The sequence below is a fragment of the Desulfonatronum zhilinae genome (assembly GCF_900182865.1).
GTDB lineage: Bacteria > Desulfobacterota > Desulfovibrionia > Desulfovibrionales > Desulfonatronaceae > Desulfonatronum > Desulfonatronum lacustre.
The window spans coordinates 33,342-56,152 of the sequence record NZ_FXUJ01000006.1; the positions used below are offsets into that span (position 1 = coordinate 33,342).

Annotated in this window: 19 protein-coding genes and 1 tRNA gene; 10 read left to right on the forward strand and 10 right to left on the reverse strand. The window is 59.4% G+C overall.

Annotated features, from left to right (window positions below; all coding sequences use genetic code 11):
• The first annotated feature begins 20 nt into the window (after nt 1–20).
• The 4 genes from tgt (at nt 21) to AC559A_RS06770 (ending at nt 4,407) form a co-directional block, all read left to right on the forward strand.
• Nucleotides 21–1,139 (forward strand): tRNA guanosine(34) transglycosylase Tgt, encoded by a 1,119-nt coding sequence (gene tgt / locus AC559A_RS06755; protein ID WP_028572231.1) that lies wholly within the window; start codon nt 21–23, stop codon nt 1,137–1,139.
• Nucleotides 1,126–2,844, forward strand: a complete 1,719-nt coding sequence (locus tag AC559A_RS06760) for a TraB/GumN family protein (RefSeq protein WP_498817002.1) — start codon at nt 1,126–1,128, stop codon at nt 2,842–2,844. Before tgt ends, AC559A_RS06760 begins: the two co-directional genes overlap by 14 nt.
• Entirely contained in the window at nt 2,844–3,746 is a 903-nt protein-coding gene (locus AC559A_RS06765) for a translation initiation factor IF-2 (RefSeq protein ID WP_498817004.1), read from the forward strand. The genes AC559A_RS06760 and AC559A_RS06765 overlap by 1 nt, the downstream gene beginning before the upstream one ends.
• A gap of 61 nt (nt 3,747–3,807) precedes the next feature.
• Nucleotides 3,808–4,407, forward strand: coding sequence for an NF038143 family protein (locus AC559A_RS06770; RefSeq protein WP_028572232.1), 600 nt, complete (start codon nt 3,808–3,810; stop codon nt 4,405–4,407).
• 142 nt (nt 4,408–4,549) lie between these two features.
• On the opposite strand, the gene AC559A_RS06775 is transcribed toward AC559A_RS06770, so the two are convergent.
• A complete protein-coding gene (locus AC559A_RS06775; RefSeq protein ID WP_051434539.1) occupies nt 4,550–5,599 on the reverse strand; it encodes a radical SAM protein in 1,050 nt (349 codons plus the stop codon).
• A 116-nt stretch (nt 5,600–5,715) separates the two neighbouring features.
• On the opposite strand from AC559A_RS06775, the gene AC559A_RS06780 reads away from it, so the two are divergent.
• Complete coding sequence (locus AC559A_RS06780; protein ID WP_028572233.1) at nt 5,716–6,327, forward strand: NF038143 family protein; 612 nt, start codon at nt 5,716–5,718, stop codon at nt 6,325–6,327.
• A gap of 119 nt (nt 6,328–6,446) precedes the next feature.
• Here AC559A_RS06780 and AC559A_RS06785 read toward each other — a convergent pair whose 3' ends face one another.
• From AC559A_RS06785 to AC559A_RS06795, 3 genes are all read right to left on the reverse strand, one after another.
• A complete protein-coding gene (locus tag AC559A_RS06785) occupies nt 6,447–7,058 on the reverse strand; it encodes an NF038143 family protein (RefSeq protein WP_028572234.1) in 612 nt (203 codons plus the stop codon).
• Between the two features lie 126 nt (nt 7,059–7,184).
• Nucleotides 7,185–7,487 carry a hypothetical protein gene (locus AC559A_RS06790; RefSeq protein ID WP_028572235.1) on the reverse strand — a complete coding sequence of 101 codons (303 nt, stop codon included), beginning with the start codon at nt 7,485–7,487 and terminating at the stop codon, nt 7,185–7,187.
• A 29-nt stretch (nt 7,488–7,516) separates the two neighbouring features.
• Nucleotides 7,517–9,298: a YeiH family protein gene (locus AC559A_RS06795; RefSeq protein WP_028572236.1), complete on the reverse strand. Its 1,782-nt coding sequence runs from the start codon at nt 9,296–9,298 to the stop codon at nt 7,517–7,519.
• 387 nt (nt 9,299–9,685) lie between these two features.
• Here AC559A_RS06795 and AC559A_RS06800 point away from each other — a divergent pair, with 387 nt between their 5' ends.
• Nucleotides 9,686–12,268 carry a c-type heme family protein gene (locus tag AC559A_RS06800; protein WP_051434540.1) on the forward strand — a complete coding sequence of 861 codons (2,583 nt, stop codon included), beginning with the start codon at nt 9,686–9,688 and terminating at the stop codon, nt 12,266–12,268.
• A gap of 31 nt (nt 12,269–12,299) precedes the next feature.
• On the forward strand, nt 12,300–13,715 hold the full coding sequence (locus AC559A_RS06805) for a sigma-54-dependent transcriptional regulator (RefSeq protein ID WP_028572237.1): 1,416 nt from the start codon (nt 12,300–12,302) through the stop codon (nt 13,713–13,715).
• A gap of 122 nt (nt 13,716–13,837) precedes the next feature.
• Here the strand turns inward: AC559A_RS06805 and AC559A_RS06810 are convergent, their stop codons facing one another.
• Together AC559A_RS06810 and AC559A_RS06815 are read right to left on the reverse strand one after the other, a co-directional pair.
• Nucleotides 13,838–14,098: a hypothetical protein gene (locus AC559A_RS06810; RefSeq protein ID WP_028572238.1), complete on the reverse strand. Its 261-nt coding sequence runs from the start codon at nt 14,096–14,098 to the stop codon at nt 13,838–13,840.
• 36 nt (nt 14,099–14,134) lie between these two features.
• A complete protein-coding gene (locus AC559A_RS06815) occupies nt 14,135–15,889 on the reverse strand; it encodes a YeiH family protein (RefSeq protein WP_028572239.1) in 1,755 nt (584 codons plus the stop codon).
• A 392-nt stretch (nt 15,890–16,281) separates the two neighbouring features.
• Between AC559A_RS06815 and AC559A_RS06820 the strand changes: the two genes are divergently transcribed.
• On the forward strand, nt 16,282–17,712 hold the full coding sequence (locus tag AC559A_RS06820) for a sigma-54-dependent transcriptional regulator (RefSeq protein ID WP_498817008.1): 1,431 nt from the start codon (nt 16,282–16,284) through the stop codon (nt 17,710–17,712).
• A gap of 55 nt (nt 17,713–17,767) precedes the next feature.
• Here the strand turns inward: AC559A_RS06820 and AC559A_RS06825 are convergent, their stop codons facing one another.
• From AC559A_RS06825 to AC559A_RS06840, 4 genes are all read right to left on the reverse strand, one after another.
• Nucleotides 17,768–18,103 carry a P-II family nitrogen regulator gene (locus AC559A_RS06825; protein WP_498817010.1) on the reverse strand — a complete coding sequence of 112 codons (336 nt, stop codon included), beginning with the start codon at nt 18,101–18,103 and terminating at the stop codon, nt 17,768–17,770.
• 2 nt (nt 18,104–18,105) lie between these two features.
• Complete coding sequence (locus AC559A_RS06830; protein ID WP_035261633.1) at nt 18,106–18,834, reverse strand: DUF1538 domain-containing protein; 729 nt, start codon at nt 18,832–18,834, stop codon at nt 18,106–18,108.
• Nucleotides 18,831–19,526 (reverse strand): DUF1538 domain-containing protein, encoded by a 696-nt coding sequence (locus AC559A_RS06835; protein ID WP_028572242.1) that lies wholly within the window; start codon nt 19,524–19,526, stop codon nt 18,831–18,833. The genes AC559A_RS06830 and AC559A_RS06835 overlap by 4 nt, the downstream gene beginning before the upstream one ends.
• 239 nt (nt 19,527–19,765) lie before the next feature.
• Nucleotides 19,766–19,842: transfer RNA gene (locus AC559A_RS06840), tRNA-Pro, on the reverse strand.
• A gap of 237 nt (nt 19,843–20,079) precedes the next feature.
• Here AC559A_RS06840 and AC559A_RS06845 point away from each other — a divergent pair.
• Both AC559A_RS06845 and AC559A_RS06850 read left to right on the forward strand, forming a co-directional pair.
• Nucleotides 20,080–21,606, forward strand: a complete 1,527-nt coding sequence (locus tag AC559A_RS06845) for an HD domain-containing phosphohydrolase (protein WP_498817013.1) — start codon at nt 20,080–20,082, stop codon at nt 21,604–21,606.
• A 115-nt stretch (nt 21,607–21,721) separates the two neighbouring features.
• Nucleotides 21,722–22,786 (forward strand): protein-glutamate methylesterase/protein-glutamine glutaminase, encoded by a 1,065-nt coding sequence (locus AC559A_RS06850; protein WP_498817015.1) that lies wholly within the window; start codon nt 21,722–21,724, stop codon nt 22,784–22,786.
• Nucleotides 22,787–22,811: the final 25 nt, after the last annotated feature.

Sequence of the window (22,811 nt, forward strand, 5' to 3'; positions counted from 1 at the left end):
ATCCTGAACTATCCTCCACCATGACCACACCCGGCACCTTCCACATTCTGGCCACGGACGGCCAGGCCAGAACCGCGACCCTGGCCACGGCCCACGGGACCATCCGCACCCCGGTATTCATGCCCGTAGGCACGGTGGGCTGCGTCAAGGCTCTGAGCCCGGACGACCTCCTGGACCTCAAGGCCCAGATCATTCTGGGCAACACCTACCATCTCTATATCTTGCCCGGCGATGAACTGGTGGCCCGGCGCGGCGGGCTGCACACCTTTTCCGGGTGGAACGGCCCGATCCTCACGGACAGCGGGGGGTTTCAGGTCTTCAGCCTGCAGGGCCTGCGCAAAATCAGCGAGGACGGTGTGGAGTTCCGCTCCCACCGGGACGGCTCCAAGCACTTTTTTTCTCCGGAAAAGGTGGTGTCCATTCAACGCAACCTGGGCTCGGACATCATGATGGTCCTGGACGAATGCGTGCCCTACGGCGCGGACAAGGCCTACACGGCCAAATCCCTGGGTCTGACCACCCGCTGGGCCGCACGGTGCCGCCAGGCCTATCCCCAAGGTTCGGGCAACCAGCTCCAATTCGGGATCGTCCAGGGCGGCTTTTTCCCGGATCTGCGCACGGAAAGCGCCCGCCAGATTTGCGATCTGCCTTTTGACGGCTTCGCCATCGGGGGCTTAAGCGTAGGCGAATCCAAGCCGCTGATGCTGGAGATCATGCGCCACACCGCGCCCCTGCTGCCCCCGGACAAGCCCAGGTATCTGATGGGCGTGGGCACGCCCATGGACATCCTGGATGGGATTGAGGCGGGTATCGACATGTTCGACTGCGTTCTGCCCTCGCGCAACGCCCGCAACGGCACCCTGTACACCTCCCTGGGCAAGGTGAACATCAAGCGCGCCGAGTACAAGGAGGACGACGGCCCGCTGGACCCCAACTGCGGTTGCTACGCCTGCACCCGGTTCTCCAGGGCCTACCTGCGCCACCTGTACATGGCCCGGGAACTGCTGGCCTACCGCCTGAACACCATCCACAACCTGCACTACTTCCTGTCATTGACCCACGGCGCGGCCCAGGCCATACTTGACGGCAATTTCACGACCTTCAAAGCCCATGTGGAGGCCGTTCATGCCCATGCCTGAAGAACTGTCCCCGGAGCAGCACGACCAGCTCTTGAACCAGGCCCGCGTTCCGGAACATTCCATCCATTACATGAAGGCCGTGTCCGGAGGCCGTCCCTTTCTGCTGAACGACTACCTGTTTCTGCACGCCGAGGACTGGCTCCTGGCCGTGGGCTATTCGATTCATGGCGGCGATGATCCCCCCGAAGCTTTTGACCGGGCCTTGCAGGAGGCCCGCCGCTCCACTGGGGTCGTGAACTGTTGGGCGATCTGCCCGGAACTGCCTGAACGTCTTCGCCTGTATCGCACCAACCAGGACCAATACTACGTCCTGCCCGCTGAGAGCCCGATTCCATCCCGCCTTTCCCGCCTGGCGGACAAAGCCGCAGCCCGGCTGACCGTGGACCGGGGCACCACCTTCACCGCGGCCCATCGCCGTCTCTGGGCCGAATTCACCAGCCGGGTCGCCCTGCCGCCCACTGTGCGCGAACTGTACGCCCGCACCGAGAGCGTCCTGCCCCTGTGCCCGGACCTGTTCCTGCTCAATGCCTGGGACGATGCAGGCAATCTCGCCGCCTGCCTGCTCCTGGACACTGCGCCGCGCCCGTTCCTGAGCTACCTGCTGGGCGCGCATTCGCGCCAAAACCAGACGCCCTACGCCTCGGACCTGCTGTTTCGGGAAATGATCCGCATCGCCCGGGAAGCGGGCAAGGCTTACCTGCATCTGGGGCTGGGCGTGAATCCCGGCATCCGTCGGTTCAAGGAAAAATGGGGTGCATCGCCGACAACGGCCTACGAAATGGCCGAATGGACCGAAACCCCGGATTTTCGCGACGACCTGGGCGATTTGATGCGCACAATGGTCCACATGCCCCACGTCCAGATGACCAGGGAGCAGTACTGGAACAGCCTGCCTTCACAGCGCCCCTACCGGTTGATCTGGGAACTGGAGAAGAACGGCCGGACGTCCTGGATCGGCGGGACCGCGCATTTTTTCTGCTGCAGCTTCGAAAGTTCCATGCGCCGGTTGTTCGAAAAGGTGGACACCGTGATCTTCGAGGGACCGCTGGATCAGGCCAGCCTGGATCACGTGGCCCGGATCGGCCAGACTCCGGAGACGTCTTCACCCAGATTGATGGATGCCATGACCGAGGAGGAATTCCACAAGCTGGAACGCGTGGTCAACGGACCGCGCGGTTTCTGGGCCAGGTTCCTGGGCACGGAGGACCCCAACCCCATCGATGTTCGGCAATACCTGGCAGAGAACCGGCACTGGTATGCCTTTTTCTCCCTCTGGACGCACTTTTTACGCCGCCACGACTGGAACCACTCCGTGGACCTGGAGGCCTGGCATCTGGCCCAGGAGATGGGCAAGGAGGTCCGGGGCATGGAAACCATTGACGAGCAGATCGCCACCCTGGAAAGCGTGCCCGTGGAACGCATTGTACGATTCTTTCGTCAATGCGGTCTCTGGAAAGGGTTCATCCGCCGGAACATGCGTGCCTACCTCAAGGGCGATCTGGACGCCATGATGGGCACCAGCGCCGAGTTTCCCTCCCGCACGGACCTGGTCATCGACCGCCGCGACGCCCTGTTTCTGGAACGGATGTTGCCAAGAATCACCACCGGACGCTGCGCCGTGTTCGTGGGCTCGGCGCATATGTTCAATCTGCAAAAGATGCTGGCCGATGCCGGATTCGCGGTCCGCAAACTGCGGAAGATCTGATGCTCGGCCCGGATCGTCTGGATCATGTCGCCGCGAACGCCGTGATTCCGGAGCAGCTCGTCTGCTACGTCCAGGCCGTGGCCGGGAGCACGCCGCGCCTGTTCGACACCTGCCTGGGCTACGAAACCCCGGACGATCTGGTGCTCATCGGCTACCCTCTGCACGATCCCCCGCGGAGCCTATTGGACGAGCAGGCCCTTTCCCGGTCCGTGGATCTGGCCCTGGAATCCAGCTCGGCCCCAAAAATCACCGTCCTCGCGGCCACCCGCCCCAAACAGGCTCCCGCCGTCACGACGGGAGAGGCTTCTTCGGAAGACTCCTCGGACAGTATCCAGGACGCCTACCTGGCCCTGCCCATTCCCCCGCCCGCACCAAAACAAAAACTGCGCAACCTGCTGCGCCGGGCTGAGCGTGAAGTGGTCCTGGATCAGGGCCGAACCTTGAACAAGGATCACCTGGCGCTGATCGACCGCTATTTGGAGTACCGGGATCTGGAACCGGGAACGCGGCTCATCTTCCGCAACATCCCGGCCTATGTGCAAGCCTGTCCGGGCGTGTTGGTGGTTTCCGCCTGGTTGGATCGCAATGTCGATACTCCGCGCCTGGCCGGTTTCACCGTGGGAGACTTCACCTCCCTGAGCACGGTCTGCTACATGTTCGCCTTCCGCGACCCGGACATCGCCCCGCCGGGAACCGCGGACCTGCTCCTGCACGCCCTGCTCCAGGAAGGCGAAAAGCGCGGCCAGGTCCGCATGAACCTGGGCCTGGGTATCAACCCGGCCATTCGGTACTTCAAGCAAAAGTGGGGAGCGGAGACCTTTCTGCCCTGTGTGGAGACGAGCTGGGAGCGGCGTCCGAGGGGATGGTTAGAGCGGCTGAGACGCTGGAGTACGAAGAAATGATGTGGATCGATTTAGAGTCGGTCACACTTGGAAAATGTAAAAAAACGGAGCGCGAACGCCCATGGCTACGGCTACTCAACAAAGCTATCAGATAATCTGGGACCACGAACAACGGTTCGCCAAGGAACTGGCCCGCCGGGTCGTGGAAAAGCCCAGGCTGACCGTCTGGCGGGTCCTGTTCCCTCCCTTCTTGATATATCACTACCTCAAGCTGCGGGAATACCAGACCGACCTGGAGAGCTTCGCCAAAGGAGTGGTCCGCTCGAAAATCCTGGCCATGGAATCGGCCTTGGAGGAGACGACCACCGGCAAGAAGGATGCGGCGTACAAAAGCGTCTTCGGAGCCCAGGACCCGGAAAGCGCCCCCGGCGAGATACGGTTGCGCAACGCACAGGTCGCCGAGGTGGAGCTGCTCAAGGCGCACTACCTGAAGCTTCTGCGGAGCCAGGGTTCCAGCTACCAAGCCCTGATCAAGAAGACCTACAAAAGCACCGGCGAATACCGCCGCTTCCTGACAAAACTGGCCCAGACCGAGGACGCCGTCCAGAAAGAGGTGCTGCACCTCCACCAAACCAGCGCCACGGCCCAGGCCGTCAGCCGAAAGATGCGGGAGACGGCCAAGAGTTTGCGGGACGAAGAGGTGAAAGCCTTCTTTGGATAGTCTTGGGGCATGCCAGCGGGGTTCGAGGAGCGAAACGCTCCGTCCCGTGACTGTCCACGGCATGGGAATGCATTCCTATCGCACGGCGCACGGCTTCGGCTCGCGCATCCGCTCTGGCTCTTCGGCTTTGTGTATTGATGGATCACCTCTTCCGCTTCGGACAGTTCCGGCAAATCGTGGCCGGTCTGTTTTTTTCCAGGCCTTCACGGAACTGTTCGTAGGGTTTTCCGCGCCAGAGTACGGGCAGCAGTTCGTCGTTGACGTTGCCGAAGGTGACCCGGCTGTATGGCGCGGGTTGGCCTTGGCGGGCGTATTCGGCTTGGTCCACGGGGACGTTGGCGTAGACACAGGGAGAGATTTCGCCGTCCGCGGAGACGAATAGGGTCCGCTGGACGTTTTCGGCGCAGACCGGCTCGTCCTTGCCCCTGGAGGCGAAGCTGGGCGTGTGGATGGTCACGCCCAGCTTCACGGCCGCCTCGCGTAGCCGGGCGAAGCGTTCTTCCAGGGCGTGGCGTTCCTGGTCGTCCTTGGGCGCGAGCACTTCCTCGGAGAGTTCAATTCCCGGCTCGAAGTCCAGGACGCTGACCACGGCCTGTTCCACCCCGTGGTCGGCCATCAGCCGGGGCAACCCTTCCAGGTCGTCCAGACCGGAGCGCAGCAGCATGTAGGCGATGTGTACCACGGGCTTGACGGTGCCCCGTTCCTGTTTGACCCGCTGGACCATCTTCATTTTTTCCAGCACCTTGACCAACGGCGCTCCGGCCCGGGCCGGATCGTTGCGTTCCGGCGTCGTGCCGGTCAGGGAAAAGGCCAGGATGTCCAGTCCGGCCTCCAGGACCTGAACCAGTCGCTCCTCGGTCAACAGCATGCCGTTGGTGGTCACGCCCACGGTGCATCCGGCCTCCTTGGCCAGACGGACCATGGTCGGAAATTCCGGATGCAGAAACGGTTCTCCCCAGCCTTGCAGGTAGGCCAGCTTGGTCTTGCGCAGGGTCGGCAGCAAACGCCGAAACGTGTCCAGGGACATGAAGCGGTCATGCCAGTGCTCGCGGTACACGGTTCGCGGGCAATAGGCACAGGCCGCGTTGCATTTGGACGTGACCTCGATCTGCATCCAGTCCTTGGGATTCAGCAACACCTTGTGCTCCCACCATTGCCGCACTCTTCCGGCCAAGGAATCCGTCGCGCCCATGCCGTTTCCTCCCTTCTCGCGTTTTGCCTTTCCAGTGGAAAAAGACTATCTTTTCAACTTTTGTTTTCATGTAACAGGCTCGCCAACCCACCACAACTTCCCCCAAGGAGTCCCACTTGTCACTGAATTTACGGGAAAAGTACGATATCATCCTCGCCCACGAACGGCAGTTCGCCTACCGGCTGGCCAAGGACGTGGTCAAAAAGCCCGAGGTGTCGGTCTGGATGATCTTGTTGCCGGTACTCTTCGTGCACCACATGATGAAAATGACCCAGTACAAGACGGGTATCCATACCTTTGCGAGCAATATTCTGGGCACGAAAACAAAGGCCTTGGACAAGGCTCTTCAGGACGTAGAAACCGGAGCAATCCAGGAATACGGTCCAGCAGATTATTTCCCCGATGTGCCGCTGGAGTCCAAACAGGAGATCGAACTGGCCGACAAGCAGATCAAGGTTTTGAGCCTCATGAAACAACACTATCGAACCCTGCTCGAACAATCCGGAAACGCTCTGGAAGATTTGGTCCGGGGCGCATACGGGTCTTCCGGCGCGTATCGATTCTACCTGAACAAACTGGCCGAGGCCGAAGACGTGATCAACCGCCACTTGCGGGAGAATTTCCATACCTCCGAGGAGGCCGGGGCGGTCATGAGCCGGATTGAGGAACGGATGGCGGAGATGCGGGAGGAGGAGCTGCGGTTTTTCTTTCAGGGAGAGGCGGTTTGAAAGAGGAGGATTCAGGAGTCAGAATTCAGAATTCAGGAGGCGAGAAAAGGTAACTGCCTGTGATGGAACCGCGTTTCCGTTTGGAGCGCGGTTTAATGTTTTTTCGGAAGAAAGCTCTGCTAAAATGCGTCGTCCAGTGCCCGCTTGCGGACGTCTCGGATGGCCTTTTGCTTGCTCTGGATGTACGGCTCCGGCCAGGTTTTTCCCAGGGCCTCCACGACTCCCTGGTCAATGGCGTGTTCCACCTGCTCCATGCGGGTCAGGAATTCCTGGTATGCCGGTCGGTCCCGATAGGCCCCGCGAACCATCAGCAGGTATTCCCGCTCCCTGGTTTGCAGCAGTCGCAGATAGTGATCCATGAGCAGGTCCATCATGGCGGACAGGTTTTCATAGACCTCCCGGGACTCCAGCTTCTGCTCGCGCATCCAGAACTCCCGCAGTTCCCCCTTCATTTCCTGCCGAGGGCGCTCCGTGTTCCCGGACCGGACGACTTCCTCCGCCGCCCGCAAGGCCGTTTCCTTGAAGCGCAAATGCTTTTGGCTGAACTGCGTTGTTTCTTTTTTACGAACGAAATATTCGACCAGAAATTTAAATGGGATGAAGTTGTACCACCACGGCGGCTGGGTATCGGCGCGGCGGAAATAGACCACCCTGGAGGCGAACTCCCGTTCCTCGGCCAGGATAGCCTTGAGTTGGACCTTGAGAAGTTTGGATTCGGGATCAATGGGCACGGAATAAACGCTCCATTTGGAGGGGATCGAAAAGATTGCCGTGGTCTGTAAGCAGTTCTGTAAGCGGATTTTGTTCGCTCGGGAAGACGTGGCGAGGTGGATTGCGAAACAGAAGCTGACCCGGCGTCAATCGTCCTTTTTCTCGCCTCTGCCCAAGGCCCCACGCATGAAACTCATGGCCTCGGAGACCTCTTGGATACTGTCCCAGTACCAAGCTCCGACGTAGATATCCCGCTCGCGCAACGCCTCGATGGTCCGACTTTTCCCCGTGACTCGCTCCAGGTTGGCCAGGATGACGACAAAGCCGACGATCAAGGCGATACCCAAGGCCAAGCGCGCCAGACCGCGCCATCGACTGTGGTCTTCGCGTCGCAAAGGGGAAGCCGGGGACGGTTTCCCGTCCCCGGCCTGTTGGTTGTTGGAGGACAATTTTCCCTGCTCCATGCAGAATCAGGCGATTACAGGCCCATGGACATCAGCCGGTCGGTGACGTCGCGGAACAGGACCATGAACATGATGTAGGCCACGAAGGCGGTAAGCAGGAGGTTGAAGCTCTGACCGCAAACGTACAGGATCAGTGCCTTGCCGCCCTTCAGGGGCTCCTTGAGTTCCTTGTAGCTGATGCTCAAGCCGATGCTCACGAAGGCGATGGCGAAGAACCAGTCACGGAAGCCATTGGCCCAGGCCAGGGCTCCACTACGAATCATGGCCTGCTGCCAGTCTTCCCCCATGCTCGCGCCCAAGGCGGAGAAAATGATGGACGCGCCGATGAAACCCAGAATGAACTTGGGGAACCGGTACCAGATTTCGGACAGGGCCCCGGCGGCGGTGAACTTCATGGGGGTGGATCCGGCGGCGCAGGCGCGTTCAGGCTCAACCTTCAGGCACCAGTAGGCGGCCACGCCAAAGGCCATCACGCCGATCATCACGTTCTGGATCATCTTGATGGTCGCGGCCACGTACATGGCTTCCGGACCGATCAATTCACCAGCGGCAACCACGGAACCGGTGTTGTCAACCGTGCCGCCCAACCAGGCGCCGGCCCAGACCGGATGCATGCCCACCCAGTTGGCAAAGGTCGGCAGGGCGAAGATCATGACCACCACGAAGATCATGGACATGCCGATGGCCAGGGTCAATTCTTCCTTCTTGGCCCGGGAGGCGGCGGCGGCGGCGATGGCCGCGGACACGCCGGAAACGCTCATGTCCGAGGAAACCGTGATGTTCAACTGCTTGGATTCCACCTTGATCACATTCTGACCGAACCAGTAGGTACCGATGAGCACGATGGGCGTGACCACCCAGGTGACGAAGATACCGGGCAGACCGACCATCAGGATCAGGTTGATCAGGATGCTGGCGCCCAGAAGGACCAGACCGGTCTTGATGAAGTATTCGGTTTGGGCCGCTGTCTTGAGAAACTTGGGCGTTCCAATGGTGTTGGAGATGAGCATGCCCAGCGCGATACCCCACAAGACGTAGGAGAATCCGTAGGCTCTGATGGTTTCCTGCCCGGCAATGACGTAGGAAAGAACCGCCAGCCCGAAAACAATGGGGAAGCCGGCAAAATACTGCCCTAGATTATAGCCCATGAACTTGCCGCCAATGGCAAAAATCAAGGCCGTTATGACCATCAGCCCCAACAATGTGGGAATCCGGTTGAAGGGCTGGGTATTGGCCGCGCTACGAGCGCTGGAGTGGCTGCTCCGGGCTGCGCGCCACTCACCCAGTAGGGCGCGGGCTTCCTGGTTCAGCTGGGTGTTCTGAAAATTCGCTTCCCTGGCCAGATCCTCAGCAGCCTGGGCATTGGCCCGGGCTTCGTTTAGACGATCGGTGGCCCGCTGCAGGCGCTCGGCGTTGGCTGCGCGGATTTCAGCCGCCGCGGCCTCGCTGCGGTACAGGGAGTCCAGAGGATTGCTACTCCACCGACCTGGCTTGGCAAGATAACTGTTGATGGTCTTCAGAAAACCGTGATCGCGGGCTCTAACGGAGTTCAATTTGGCCTCGGCCTCTGTATAGGCAATTGTCCGGAATCCGGCCATTTCCGACTCACGTTCCATGGTTGCCCGAAATTCAGCCATGCTGGCAACGTCCGGCTTGGCCGCCATGGCCGCAAGTACCGCCAGGATGAGAATCAACCCACCCAGCCAGATGGCCCACCAGTCCTCGGTGGTGTGCATCTGGGTGATCATGGGGATTTTGGTTTCAGTAACCACATTGTCCGTTTGATTTTCCGCCATGTGAAAAACCTCCTTAAATGTTGCGGGTTGGTACCATCAACGCGGTCCTCTCACGCCATACCGGAAAGCCCTCTGCAAACCGCCTTGACATGAACCGCGTAACCGTGACGAGTGAATCTTTTCTCAAGCAAAGCAAACTCCGAGCCAAGCGATCCACATTGCCAGAAAATAAAAAATTAATATTTCATATCAAAGCATTAAGAACTGCACTCAAACCATTTCCATAAGTGCCTTTTGATCATCGCCCTTTCACCAGAAACATCTATTAGCACCACATTGACAACTAAAGTTTGCAATACGACCATGTGTGACATATGCTCCGCACCACTGCTCCTTTCAACTCCTGACTTCTGAATCCTGAATCCTGAATCCTGTTCGAGGTCCGCCATGCCTCCCAAAAGCCCCGCCGATGAAACCAGCCAGTCAGGCAAAAGCCATCTCTTCCACAAATCCTTGGGATTCAGATCCAGGTTCCTGGTGGCCACGGGTTTGAGTCTGCTCCTGGTCTGCTTCGCCGGAGCCTACCTGATCTATCTGCGCGAAACGGCGCAGATGGAAAAACACGCCTACGAAAAGACCATGATGGTCATGGCCGCGGTGGAGGCCAGCCGCAAGTACGTTCGTGACGAACTGCGGCCGCGAATGTCCGAGGAATTCGGTGAGGAGTTCTTCATGGTCCAGGCCATGTCCACCTCCTACGTCGGACGGGCCGTGATGGACAATTTCAATCAGGTTCTGCCCCACTACGAATACCGGCGAGTGGCCCGCAACGCCCGCAATCCCAGGTCCGAGGCCAACAGTCTGGAACTCTCCATGATCAATCTGTTTCAGCTCAATCCGGAACTCCAAAACTGGCAGGGCACGCTGAACGTCGAGGACGAAAAACAGTTCATGCGCTTCAAGCCCGTCTACTTCGAGGAATCCTGCATGAGCTGTCATGGCGATCCGGTCCACGCCCCGCGGGACATGCTGGACATGTACGGCACGGAACGCGGATTCTGGAACCAGCCCGGCGATCTGGCCGGAGTGATGGCCGTGGGCATTCCGGTGCACAAGGCCCTAGCCGAGATCCGGGATCAGGCGGCCTCGGTCTTTTTCTCCCTGTTTCTGGGGGCAACCCTCTTCTTTCTGCTCATGGCCTTCATCTTCAACCGGGCCGTGGTCAACAACCTGCACGGAGTGCTGAATATTTTCCGGGAGGAAGCCGAAGAAAAAAGCCTGCGCGAATATCTGCCCAGCCCAAACCCCATGGATCCACGGGACGAAATCCAGGAGCTGACCGAAGCCGCGGTAAGCATGTCCGATCATCTGCGCCGTACCAAACAGGAGTTGAAGAACTACGCCCAGGACCTGGAAGGAAAAGTGGCCCGTAGGACCGAGGCCTTGCAACAGTCCGAACAGCTGCTGCAAGAGAAGGTTCGGGCCAGAAAACAGGAGTTGCAGACCCTTAACGCCCTGGCCGAACTGACCACGGCGGCGGTCTCGCTGTCCGAAATCCTGCCCCAGGTCCAGCAACGCACGCTCCAGGTCTTCCCGGCCCAGGGCTCCGGCATCTACCTCTACGACAAGGCCCACCAGCAACTGACGCTGCAATACCAGGAAAACGCCGCCGACCTGCCGCCCGCCGTTCCCTTGCAACACGTCGTCCCTACAGTACTGGAAGCCCGGCCCAATCGGCTGGTGGACGCCATTGCCCAGGCAGCCAATGGTCAGGCCAGCTGCTTCGACCGCCGGGAGGCAGCCGGCAATCTGAACATTCCCCTGCTCTGTCGCGGCGAAATCCTCGGAGTGCTCTCCTTTATCGGCGTGGACTGCAAGTTCGTCACCCAGGAACAGATGGAACTGCTGCTGTCCATCGGCCGCCAGATCGGCATTGCCGTGGAAAGCTTGCAGAACATGGAGAAACTGATTCAGAGCAAGGAACTGCTCCAATCCGTGTTTGACGGAATCACCGACCAGGTGGTGTTGATGGGCCGGGATTTCGGCATCCGAATGGTCAACAAGGCCTACACCGAACGCTACAACGTGGACACGGAAGAGGTCATCGGGCGAAAGTGTTTCGAGATCCACGGCAGCGGAGAAAACCCGTGCAAGGAGTGCGGCCTGAAGACGGCGATGCACACTAGGTCGGCGGTGGTCTACGAAAGCAGTTGTCCGGCCCAACAAGGCATCTTTCAGGTCCATTGCTATCCGGTCACGGACGAGCAGGGGGAAGTGGAAAGCGTCATCCGCTACGTCAAGGAAATCACCGACCAAAAGCATGTGGAGCAGAAGATCCAACAGACCGAGAAAATGGTGGCCATGGGCCAGTTGGCCGCCGGCGTGGCCCATGAGATCAACAATCCTTTGGGGGTGATCCTCTGCTACGTGGAGCTGCTCAAGCGTCAACTCGCCGACTACCCCCAGGGACTCAAGGACCTGAGCACCATTGAAAAGCAGACCCTGAACTGCAAGCGCATCGTCAGCGACCTGCTGCACTTTGCCCGCAGTCCGGAGACCAAGAAACAGACGGCGTCCTTCAACCAGATCGTGGACGACGTCCTGACCATGGTCGCCGAGCAGTTCAAGAAGCAAGGCGTCATCGTGGAGCAAAGACTGGATCCGGACCTGCCTTCGCAGAGCATGGACGTGAACAAAATGAAGCAGGTGGTCCTGAACCTGCTGATGAACGCCCATCAGGCCATCGAAGGCCGAGATGGCCGCATCACCTTGGAAACCGACTCCTTCCCCGCCGCCAAAACCGTTCGTCTCGTGATCCGGGACAACGGGCACGGCATACCGGAATACATCCAGGATAAAATTTTCGATCCGTTTTTCAGTACTAAGAACACCGGGGAGGGGACCGGCCTGGGACTTTCAGTGAGCTACGGCATTGTCCGGGAACACGGCGGAGAAATCAGCGTCCTGAGCAAACCAGGAGAATGGACGGAGTTCCGGATCGATCTTCCGTTGGACGGAGAGAACAATTGAGCGTGCACGCGAACGAATAAGAGGAACGACCATGCATCAATTCAGCGTACTCATCGTGGACGATGAGCGGGACATGCTTGACGGGTTGCGGCGGATACTGCCTTACGAACTGGACAACACGAACATCACGGTCACGCCCAGTCCTTTGAAGGCTCTGGAGATGGTCTCCGAGACCTCCTTCGACCTCGTCCTGATGGATGTCCGGATGCCGGAAATGAACGGCATGGAGCTTCTGGAGCATGTCAAAGCCGCGGACCCCAAGGTGACCGTGATCATGATGACGGCGTACGGAAACATCGAAATCGCGGTGCAGTCCATCAAAATGGGGGCCTACGACTTCATCACCAAGCCCTTCGACATCCCGGACCTGGTAAGGCTGATCAGAAAAGCCCTGGAACGCAGCGGCTTGATTCGGGAAAACCAGAGCCTGCGCCAAAAGATCTCCGAAAAGACCATGCTGGAGGAGTTCGTGGGGCAGAGCCCACCCATGCGCCAGCTCTACGAGACCATCCGTTCCGTGGCCGGGACCGACTATCCCGTGTTGATCCGGGGCGAGTCCGGCACGGGCAAGGAGCTGGCGGCCAAGGCCATCCACGCCTTGAGCCGACGGGGCGAAAAGGTCCTGGTCTCCGTGAACTGCCCGGCCATTCCGGAACACCTTCTGGAAAGCGAGCTGTTCGGACACAAAAAAGGCGCCTTCACCGGTGCCCTGAAAGACCACAAGGGTCTTTTCGTCGAAGCCAACGGCTCCAGCCTGCACCTGGACGAAATCGCGGACATCCCGGTTTCTGTGCAGACCAAACTCCTGCGCGCCCTCCAGGAACAGGAAATCCGCCCCCTGGGCAGCAGCGGGAACAAAAAGGTGGATGTCCGGATCGTGTCCACCACCAACCAGGATCTGGAGCATAAGATCCAGGACAAAAGCTTTCGGGAAGACCTGTTTTACCGCCTGAACGTGGTCAGCGTCCGCACCCCGCCCCTCAGGGAGATCGTCGACGACATCCCCCTGCTCGTCCACCACTTCAACCGCTTGTCCGCCGTCGAACTGAACACCGCTCCCAAGATCGTCTCCTCGGACCTCCTGGAGGTCCTGATGCACAGGGAATGGCCGGGAAATGTCCGGGAATTGAAGAACTTCGTGCGCAGACTGATCATTTTCTGCCCCGGCGAGGAGTTGAACCTGTCCGTCCTGAAAATGGTCGACGGCCGGCACTCCACGCGTCCCACAACGGAAAACGCGGCGGGAACCGGCGAGGTCGAATCCTACGCCGAAGCCAAGGCCAGGGCGGTCAACGCCTTTACCGCGGAGTACGTGGGCGACCTCCTCTCCAAGGCCGGAGGCAACGTCTCCCAAGCCGCCAAAATGGCCGACATGAGCCGGGTGGCCCTCCAGAAGATCATCCGCAAGATGAATATTAGTCCGGTGGAGTATCGGGCGGAGTCGTGAACTGAGAATCGACCGCGGTTCCTGGACAGCAATAATGAAGCGGCCCTGGAAAACCGAGATCGGTTTTCCAGGGCCGCTTTTTTGTTTATCCGGAGCCTTGGCCGTCCGCCGGGCGGACCGGGCTACTGGTTGCGCAGGGTGTTGCGGATATGCATTTGGGCGAGCGCTGTGTTCTCGCACTGGGAGTACCAGTAGGTACCGGTATCCACGTTGGAGTCGGCGATGGCCTCCATCACCGGGCGAATGTGCGGCAGGGTCTGGCCCCAGGGCAGCACGACATAGGCCATCACCCAGACCAGGATCACGCCGACGGCCAGTCCGATCCAGCCTTTCAGCTTCCCGTGGCCGCGCCGACCGCCCTGATCGTCTTTTGACGCATGCATGACCGCTCTCCCTTGGATTTTACACCCGACCAACGATTAGCCCATCAAACTTTCGGTGACGTGCGGGAATACCACGAAGTACATCAGGTAGGCCACGAGCAGCGTCAGGATCAGGTTCAGGGTCTGCCCGCAGACGTACAGGATGACCGGCTTGCCGCCCTTGAAATGTTGGGCCATTGACCGGAAGTCGGAGGACAGGCCGATGCTGGCAAAGGCCAGAATGAAGAACCATTCCCGGATCGGGCGGGAGAAGCCGCGCAGCACCCCCTGGTCGATCATCACGTCGCCGACGCTGCCCATGGTGATCAGCATCCAGGAAAAAATGATTGAGGCGGCGATGAAGCCCAGCACGAACTTGGGAAAGCGGTACCAGATTTCCATCTTGCTGACCTGCTGACCGGGCACGCAATCCACCCGGGCGCACCAGTACACGGCCACGCCGAAAGCGATCACGCCGATGAGGATGTTCTGGATCATCTTCACGGTCGCGGCCACGAACATCCCGACCTCGCCCAGAAAGGCTCCGGCCGCCACCACCGCGCCGGTGGAGTCGATGGTCCCACCAATCCAGGCGCCGCCTAGGACCGGGTGCATGCCCACGGAGACGATGAAGGTTGGCAGGGCGATCATCATGATCGCGGTGAAGAGCATGGACAAGCCCACGGCGATGGTCAACTCCTCCTTCTTGGCCCGGCAGGCCGCGGCCGTGGCAATGGCCGCGGACACGCCGCAGACGGACATGTCCGCGGAGATCGTGATGTTCAGGGTCTTGGACTCCATCTTCAGAACCCGCTGCCCGAAGATGTAGGTCAGGATGAGCACCGTGGGGGTGACGACCCAGGCCACGACCACGCCGGCCTGACCGATGAGCATGATTTTGCTGAACAGGATTTCCGCGCCCAAAAGTACCAGGCCGGTCTTGATGTAATACTCGGTCTGCAGGGCCGGTTTCAGGAAGTTCGGCACGCCCACGGTGTTACTGATCAGCATGCCCCCGAGAATGGCCCAGATCAGGCCGCCGAAACCATATTCGCGCATGGTATTCTGTTGACCGATCATCTCCGCGACAACAGCCAGCAGGAAAACGAACCAAAAGCCCTTCATCAGGTTGGTCGAACCGATGCTCATGAACCGGGCACCGACACCGAAAAAAAGCGTAAAGAGAATCATGATCCCGACCATATAGGGGATCTTGTTGTAGGCCTGGACCGTGGCTCTGGAGCGCAGGCTGCCCCGCTCCTTTTCCCTGGCCTGACGCCATTCCCGAATTCCCGCCTCGGCCTCTTCGTTGAGGGTTTCGTTGCGGAACCCTTCCTCAGCGGCCAGCGACTGGAGCTCCTTGGCCCGTTCCAGAGCGGCCTTGGTCGCTTCTTGAGCTTCCTTGTAGGCCGGTTCGGCCGCGGCCCGCCGCTCCGCGGCCGCAGACTCGCTCAGATAGAAGGACTCCATGGGGCTGCTCGTCCACCGGCCCGGCATCTCCAGCCACTTGGCGATAGTTTTGCCGTGGGGCTCATTGCGCGCCCGCAGTCCGGACATGGCGTCGTTGGCCCCGTGCCATTCGATGGTATGGAACGGCGCGCGGGCATCCTCGACGGCCATGGTTGCCTCGGCCTTGGCCAGTTTCTCGTGCATGTCCGCCGGCGGCCTGGGTAAAAAAATGACCAAGCCAATGACCAGGATCGCAAAGCCCAGCCAAATCGCCCACCAGTCCTCCTTTTTCCACAGTTCGGACCATTCCCATTTTCCACGGTCGATGACGATATCGGATTGCTGCTTCGAAGCTTCGGCCATTTCGCTTCCTCCTGAGAAAAGGTGTTCGTGAATGATCAAGACCCTGGACGCGGGGAGCCTCAAAACGCGGCTCGTTCCCAGGACCTGCCCGTTCCGGGACCATCCCGGCCTTCTCGCGGAAGCAAAAAGCAAGCCTGACCAGCTTCAAAAATAAAACACCATTTTTTCAGTATATTGCAAGAACACAAAAGCGCAGATGCCATCCTGGGTTGATGCTATCCCTGCTTGGCATTGCAAGCCTGGATTTGCATTTCAAAGGCGGAAATTTACAAGGCGTTGAAGGCCGAGTAGGATCTTGGCGCAATCCTGTGCGGCCGGAATCGCGACGGGAAGAACGCACCCACCCTATCCGGCCACAAGGTCTTCAACCCTTTTCGAGGTTCCAGCTCCATATGACCCAGCAGCAACTCCTGATCATTGACGACGAAGTGGATATGCTCCAGGGGCTGAGCCGCGTGCTCTCCCTTGAATTGGAAGGTGTTTCCGTGGTCACCGCATCCAATCCGGTGGAAGGGCTGGAACTGATCGGCACGCGCACCTTTGAGCTGATTCTGCTGGACATCCGAATGCCGGAGATGGACGGGATGGCTCTGCTCGCCCGCATCCGAGAGACGGACCCCAACGTCACCGTGATCATGATGACCGCCTACGGCAGCATTGAGACCGCGGTGGAAGCCATCCGGCAAGGGGCCTACGACTTCGTGACCAAGCCTTTTGAAATCCCCGACCTGCTGCGGGTTCTGCGCAAGGGTCTGGAACGCGGTCGACTGATCCGCGAAAACCTGAACCTGCGGGCCAAGATTTCGGAACAAAACTCGTTCGCGAACTTCGTCGGCCAGACCGCGCCCATGCGCCGACTCTACGACACCATCCAGGCCTTGGCCCACACCAATTATACGGTGCTCATCCGCGGCCAGAGCGGCACGGGCAAGGAGTTGGTCGCCCGGGCCATCCACGACCTGAGCAAGCGCAAATCCCGCCCCTTTCTTGCGGTGAACTGCCCGGCCATCCCGGAACAGCTCTTGGAGAGTGAACTGTTCGGACACAAGAAAGGGGCGTTTACCGGAGCGGATACGGACTATGTCGGGCTTTTCGAGGAAGCCGACGGATCGACCCTCCTTCTGGATGAAATCGGCGATATTCCCGTCACCCTGCAAACCAAGTTGCTGCGCGTGCTCCAGGAGCAGGAACTGCGGCCTTTGGGCGGGGTTAAGAGCAAGAGGATCAACGTGCGCATCCTGGCCAGTACCAACCAGGACCTGGAAAAGAAGATCAACGAGCGGACCTTCAGGGAGGATCTGTTTTACCGGCTGAACGTGGTCACGGTCCGTACGCCGACCTTGCGGGATATCCGTGAGGACATTCCCCTGCTTGTGGACCACTTCAGCAAAAAATTCTGCGCGGAATTGGAAATCCCGGCCAAACGCTTTTCTCCGGCGGCCACGGACGAATTAATGCGCCGCAGCTGGCCGGGCAACATCCGGGAGCTGCAAAACTTCGTCCGCCGGATGCTGATTTTCTGCAAGGATGAAGAAATCGAAACCCTGCACATCCACGCCGTGGAGCACCCCGGCGCGAGCCCCGTACAGTCACTGGTCCTCCAATACGCCAACATGACCTTGGAGCCCTACATCGAGGCCCGCAACCGGATGCTGGAACAGTTCACCCGCTCCTACGTGCAAAACCTGCTCTTCACCACCAACGGCAACATCTCCAAGGCCGCCAAAATGGCCGGACTCAGCCGGGTGGCCGTCCAGAAGATCATGCGCCGCATGGGGCTGCACTCTCCGGACTTCCGGACCACCGTCCATTCTCCGCAGTAGCCGGCGGAAGGTCCGCGGGGGGAGACTCGCCCGGCGACAAGGAAGATGAGCCGGGTCAGGTCTCCGGCTGGCACATGTGGCAGATGCCGACGACCTTTTTCAGGTCCACCACGAAGGCGATGCCCGCGCCGGGTGTGTTCAGGTTGCCCTGGACCAGAATGGCGTCAAGGACGGTTCGGGTCTTTTCCTGGGGGACGATGGTCAAAATGATGTCCTTTTCCGGCTCGATGGGGATGCCCCACAGCTTCTTTTGCTCCCGGATTCCGGTGCCCCGACCGGGTATGATCGTCCCGCCCTCGGCCCCGGCGGACTTGGTGGCCGAAATAATGGTCTCGCTGCCGCCCTTGTTCACGATGGTGACGATCAGGTCAAAGGGAATATTCAGATCCACGCTCAGCTCCTTTTCTTCACGGAAGTGACGATCAGTCCAAGGACCATGACCGAGAGAATCGGGGCCATGGCCACCAGGGCAATCAGGCCGAAGCCGTCCAGGACGGGATCGCGGCCTTCCATCGCCGTGGCGATGCCCAGGGCCACGGCGAGCACGAAGGTCACGGTCATGGGACCGGTGGCGACTCCTCCGGCGTCAAAGGCGATGGCGACGAAGGTCGGGTCGCAAAAGCGCATCAGCACCAGGGCCAGGAGATACCCCGGCACGAGAATGTAATGGATGGGCACGCCGTAGATGATTTTGGCCATGCCCAAGCCCACGAACAGGGCCACCCCGAGGGACAGGGTCGCGAGAATGGTCTTCTCGCGGATACTGCCCGCCGAGGCCTTTTCCACCTCGTAACTCAGGATGTGCACCGCCGGTTCGGCGATGGTGGCCACCAGGCCCAGTAAAAAGCCAATGAGGATCAGCGGCCAGGTCGTTTCCATGGCTCCCAGAATCCCTCCCATGGCCGTGCCCACGGGCATGAACCCCACCTGAACGCCTTGCAGGAACAGAATCAATCCCACGACGCACAGCACCACCCCCTTGATCATGTTCAGCACGAACGTTCGGGGCAGCTTGAGGTAGACAAGCTGGAAAAACAGGAAAAATACCACCAAAGGGGCCAGGGCCTGCAAGACCTCCAGCGAGACGTGGCTGAAATCCAGAAAGGCCAGAATCGTATTCATCCGTAAATCATCCCCAAAATCATCACGCCGATCACCGGCCCGATGGAAGCGAGCCCCACCAACCCGAAACCGTCGGAAAAGGAGGACCGTCCGCCCATAACCGCCACGGCGCCCAACCCCAGAGCCAGGATGAACGGCACGGTCACCGGACCGGTGGTCACGCCCCCGGCGTCAAAGGCAATGGGCACGAAGGACGCTGGCGCGATGAAGGAAAGGACGATGATCAAAAGGTAGCTGACGCCGTAGAGCCAGGCGATGGGCACGCGCAGCACGATGCGCAGCATGGCCAGGGCCACGAAAAACGCCACTCCGGCGGCCACGGTGTAGATCAACACGTTACTGCTGACCATCCCGTCGGAAACGATATCCACCTGATGGGCAAGCACCCTTACATCCGGCTCGGCCACGGTCACGGCGAACCCGAGGATAAAGGCGAATACAAGCATGAAGATCATTGAGCCATGCTTGGGCAGCTCGCTGCCCACGGCCTCGCCCATGGGCAACAGCCCAACCTTGACTCCCTGGAGAAACAGCAACAAACCGGCCAGGACCATGGCCGCGCCGATGAGAAACCGCGCGAACACCTCCCAGGGCAGGTGGACGAGAAAGACCTGAAGCAGAATGACCACCACGGAGATGGGCAGCACGGCCAGAACGACTTCCTTGAGGTTTTCCTTGAAGTCGGATTTCACTGAGGGCTCCTCCAGGCTGAAGGAAGAAAGAGATGTTACGTGTTTCGCATTTACCACGAGGGGAAATGCAAATCAAACTTGCTGGGCTGTACGCTCGGTGAAACCGGAAAATTTCGTCCAGGATACCGTCTACCTTGCCGACGCCGTCCTCCCTGTCGCGGAGGGCGGCAGCCTTGTTGTTGATCCATGGAACGAAAAAAGGGGTTGCAAGCATCTCGCCTGCAACCCCTTGAATTTTCTGGTCGGGATGAGAGGATTCGAACCTCCGGCCTCAGCGTCCCGAACGCTGCGCTCTACCAAGCTGAGCCACATCCCGTAAAAAAGGTATTCATACCTATTTTTAGACGAAATGCAAGAGTTCTCTTTTCGTCTGATCTTTTCAGTGGTTCCGTTTCAATCTCGTCAGCGAATTTAAAGCGATCATTCAAACCACGACGCGTTTTTTTCCCCTTGACCTTGTCTTCTTCAATCAGGCAAAGTGCCGCGAATGAAGTGAATATATCCGTTAATCACCGCCGAAGGCGGTCAGTCCAAGCATGATTGAGGATACTTTATGGTTGTGAATGAGGAACCCAAAGCGAGCATCCTGATTGTCGACGACGAACAAAGCCTGCTGGACATCTGCAAGGAAGCGTTGACCGAAGCCGGCTTTACCGTCCATGTCGCTCATGACGGACCATCCGCCCTGCGTATGCTGAGCCATTTGCCTGGGCTGGATCTCGTCATCAGTGACCTGCGAATGCCGACAATGAGCGGCTTGGAACTTTTAAAAAAGCTCAAGGACGGCCACTCCGAGGCTGATTTTTTGATCATGACCGGCTTCGGGAGCATTGAAACGGCGGTGGAGAGCATCCGTCTCGGAGCGGCCGACTATCTGCCCAAGCCGTTCAACATCAGCCACCTCCTGCTCAAGGTTGAACGTATCCTCCAAATCCGGCGCAACCGCGAAGACCGCAAGAAACTGACCAACCTCGTTCGGGTCCTGAACCTCAGCCAGGCCATGAACACCAAGCTGGACATGAAGTCGTTGACCAACGAATTCCTGTCCCAGGTGCAAAAGAACTTCAATCCGGACGGAGTGGTGCTTTTCCTCCAGGACAACGAGGGGCTCCAGTCCAAAGCCATGCGTGGCAGCCTGTTGCGCAACAATCCGCAACTCGGAACCTGGGTCAAGCTTCTCGGAGAGCGGGTGTTTCGCCAACAACTGCCGGAACTGATCCTCTTGAGCAAAAAGGGACCTCCTCAGTTGAGCACCGAAGGCCCTCCTCCGGACGCCTCCATCACCTCCATCATGGCCGCGGCCATGCCCACGCGCATGAAGAGCGTCGGTTCCATCGTGCTGTTGCGCAACACCGACAAGCCGGACTTCACCCGCGAGCATTCCCAGCTGCTGAACGTCTTTGCCGCCCATACCGCGTCGGCATTCGAAAACGCCCGGCTCTACGGTCAACTCTGGGACATGAACCTGGAGGTCATCCGATCCTTTGCCCAGGCCGTGGAAGCCAAGGACGTCTATACGCGAGGCCATTCCGAGCGGGTCGCCATCTACGCGACGCACCTCGGCAACCGGCTGGGGCTGTCCAAGGAAGACCTTCACCTGTTGTACACCGGGGGCATCCTGCACGATATCGGCAAAATCGGCATCCCGGACGTCATTCTGAACAAACCCTCCAAGCTCACAACCGAGGAATTCACCGTGATGCAGCGCCATCCCGAGCTGGGGCGGGCGATCTTGAATCAGGTGACCTCGTTCGGCAACATCCTGCCGATCATCTTCTACCACCATGAGCGCGTGGACGGCACCGGATACCCCATGGGCCTGCAACAGGAAGAAATCCCCTTTCTGGCCCGCATCCTCAGCGTCGTGGACTCCTTCGAGGCCATGACCTCGGACCGGGCCTACCGCAAGGCCCTGCCCATGAACGTGGTACGGGAGATCCTGCAAGAAGGGGCCGGCCAACAATGGCAGGACGATCTGGTCAAAATATGGTTGGAAGAAGCCGAGAAACCCGACTTTAAGAACCTGCGCCAGGTCAACGTTACCGGCCATGTGGAGTTCCAGGACGTCGTCGACGCGTAACCGATTCCCTTTTGCACCTCGCCCTCGACGCGACGCATTGTTCCGCCATCAACTTGCAACCATCAACTTGCAACGAGTCAGGTGAATTTCCCCCCTGACTCCGTAGAGACGCCCAATGATCAAAGTACTTGTTGTTGACGATTCCGCCTTCATGCGCAAGGCCCTGAGCACCATGCTCGACGGGGACCCGGAAATCCAGGTCGTGGGCACGGCCCGGGACGGATCCGAAGGCCTGGACAAGGCCCGCCAGCTCCAGCCGGACGTGATCACCATGGACATTGAAATGCCGCGCATGGACGGGTTGACCGCCCTGCGGCACATCATGATGGAAATGCCCCGGCCCGTGATCATGGTCAGTTCCCTGACCACCGAAGGCGCCGAAGCAACCCTGAAAGCCATGGAACTCGGGGCCGTGGACTTCATTCCCAAGCAGCTCTCCCGGGTCTCCCTGGACATCGTCAAAATCGAAAACGACCTGCGCTCCAAGGTCAAAATCGTAGCCAGACGCAAAATCCGGGCCCCGCGCGCGCCACGCAAGATCGAGACGGTCTCCGTGCCGACGATGGGCAAGCCTTCCCTGGACGCCATACCCAAAAAAGGACCTCAGTCCCGGGACGTCGTGGCCATCGGCGTGTCCACCGGCGGACCGCCGGCCATTCAGAAAGTCCTGTCCAAGCTTCCGGCGAACTTTCCGGCCTGCATTCTCATCGCCCAGCACATGCCCCAGGCCTTCACCGGTCCTTTCGCCAAACGCTTGGACGCCGTCTGCCAAATCAAAGTCAAGGAAGCCGAAGCCGGAGACCGGGTCCAGGCCGGCGTGGCCTTTGTCGCGCCGGGGGGGCAGCACCTGTCCATCGATCAAAAAGTCAGCCGGATCGACCTGCTGGTCAGCCCCGAGCCCAAGGAAGCCCTGTACAAACCCTCGGCCAACGTGCTCATCGCCTCCGTGGCCCAGGGCGTGGGCAAACGAGGCGTCGGCGTGATCCTCACCGGCATGGGCAGCGACGGCCTGGAAGGCATCAAACAACTCAAACTAAAAAATGGTTATATTCTGGCTCAGGACGACGCCAGTTGCGTGGTATACGGCATGCCCAAGGCCATCGTGGATGCCGGATTGGCGGATGAAATCCTGGATATCGACGACATCGCCCAAGGCATCATGAACGCCTTATATCGGTAAGGCGTCAAATGCTCTTGGCAGCGCC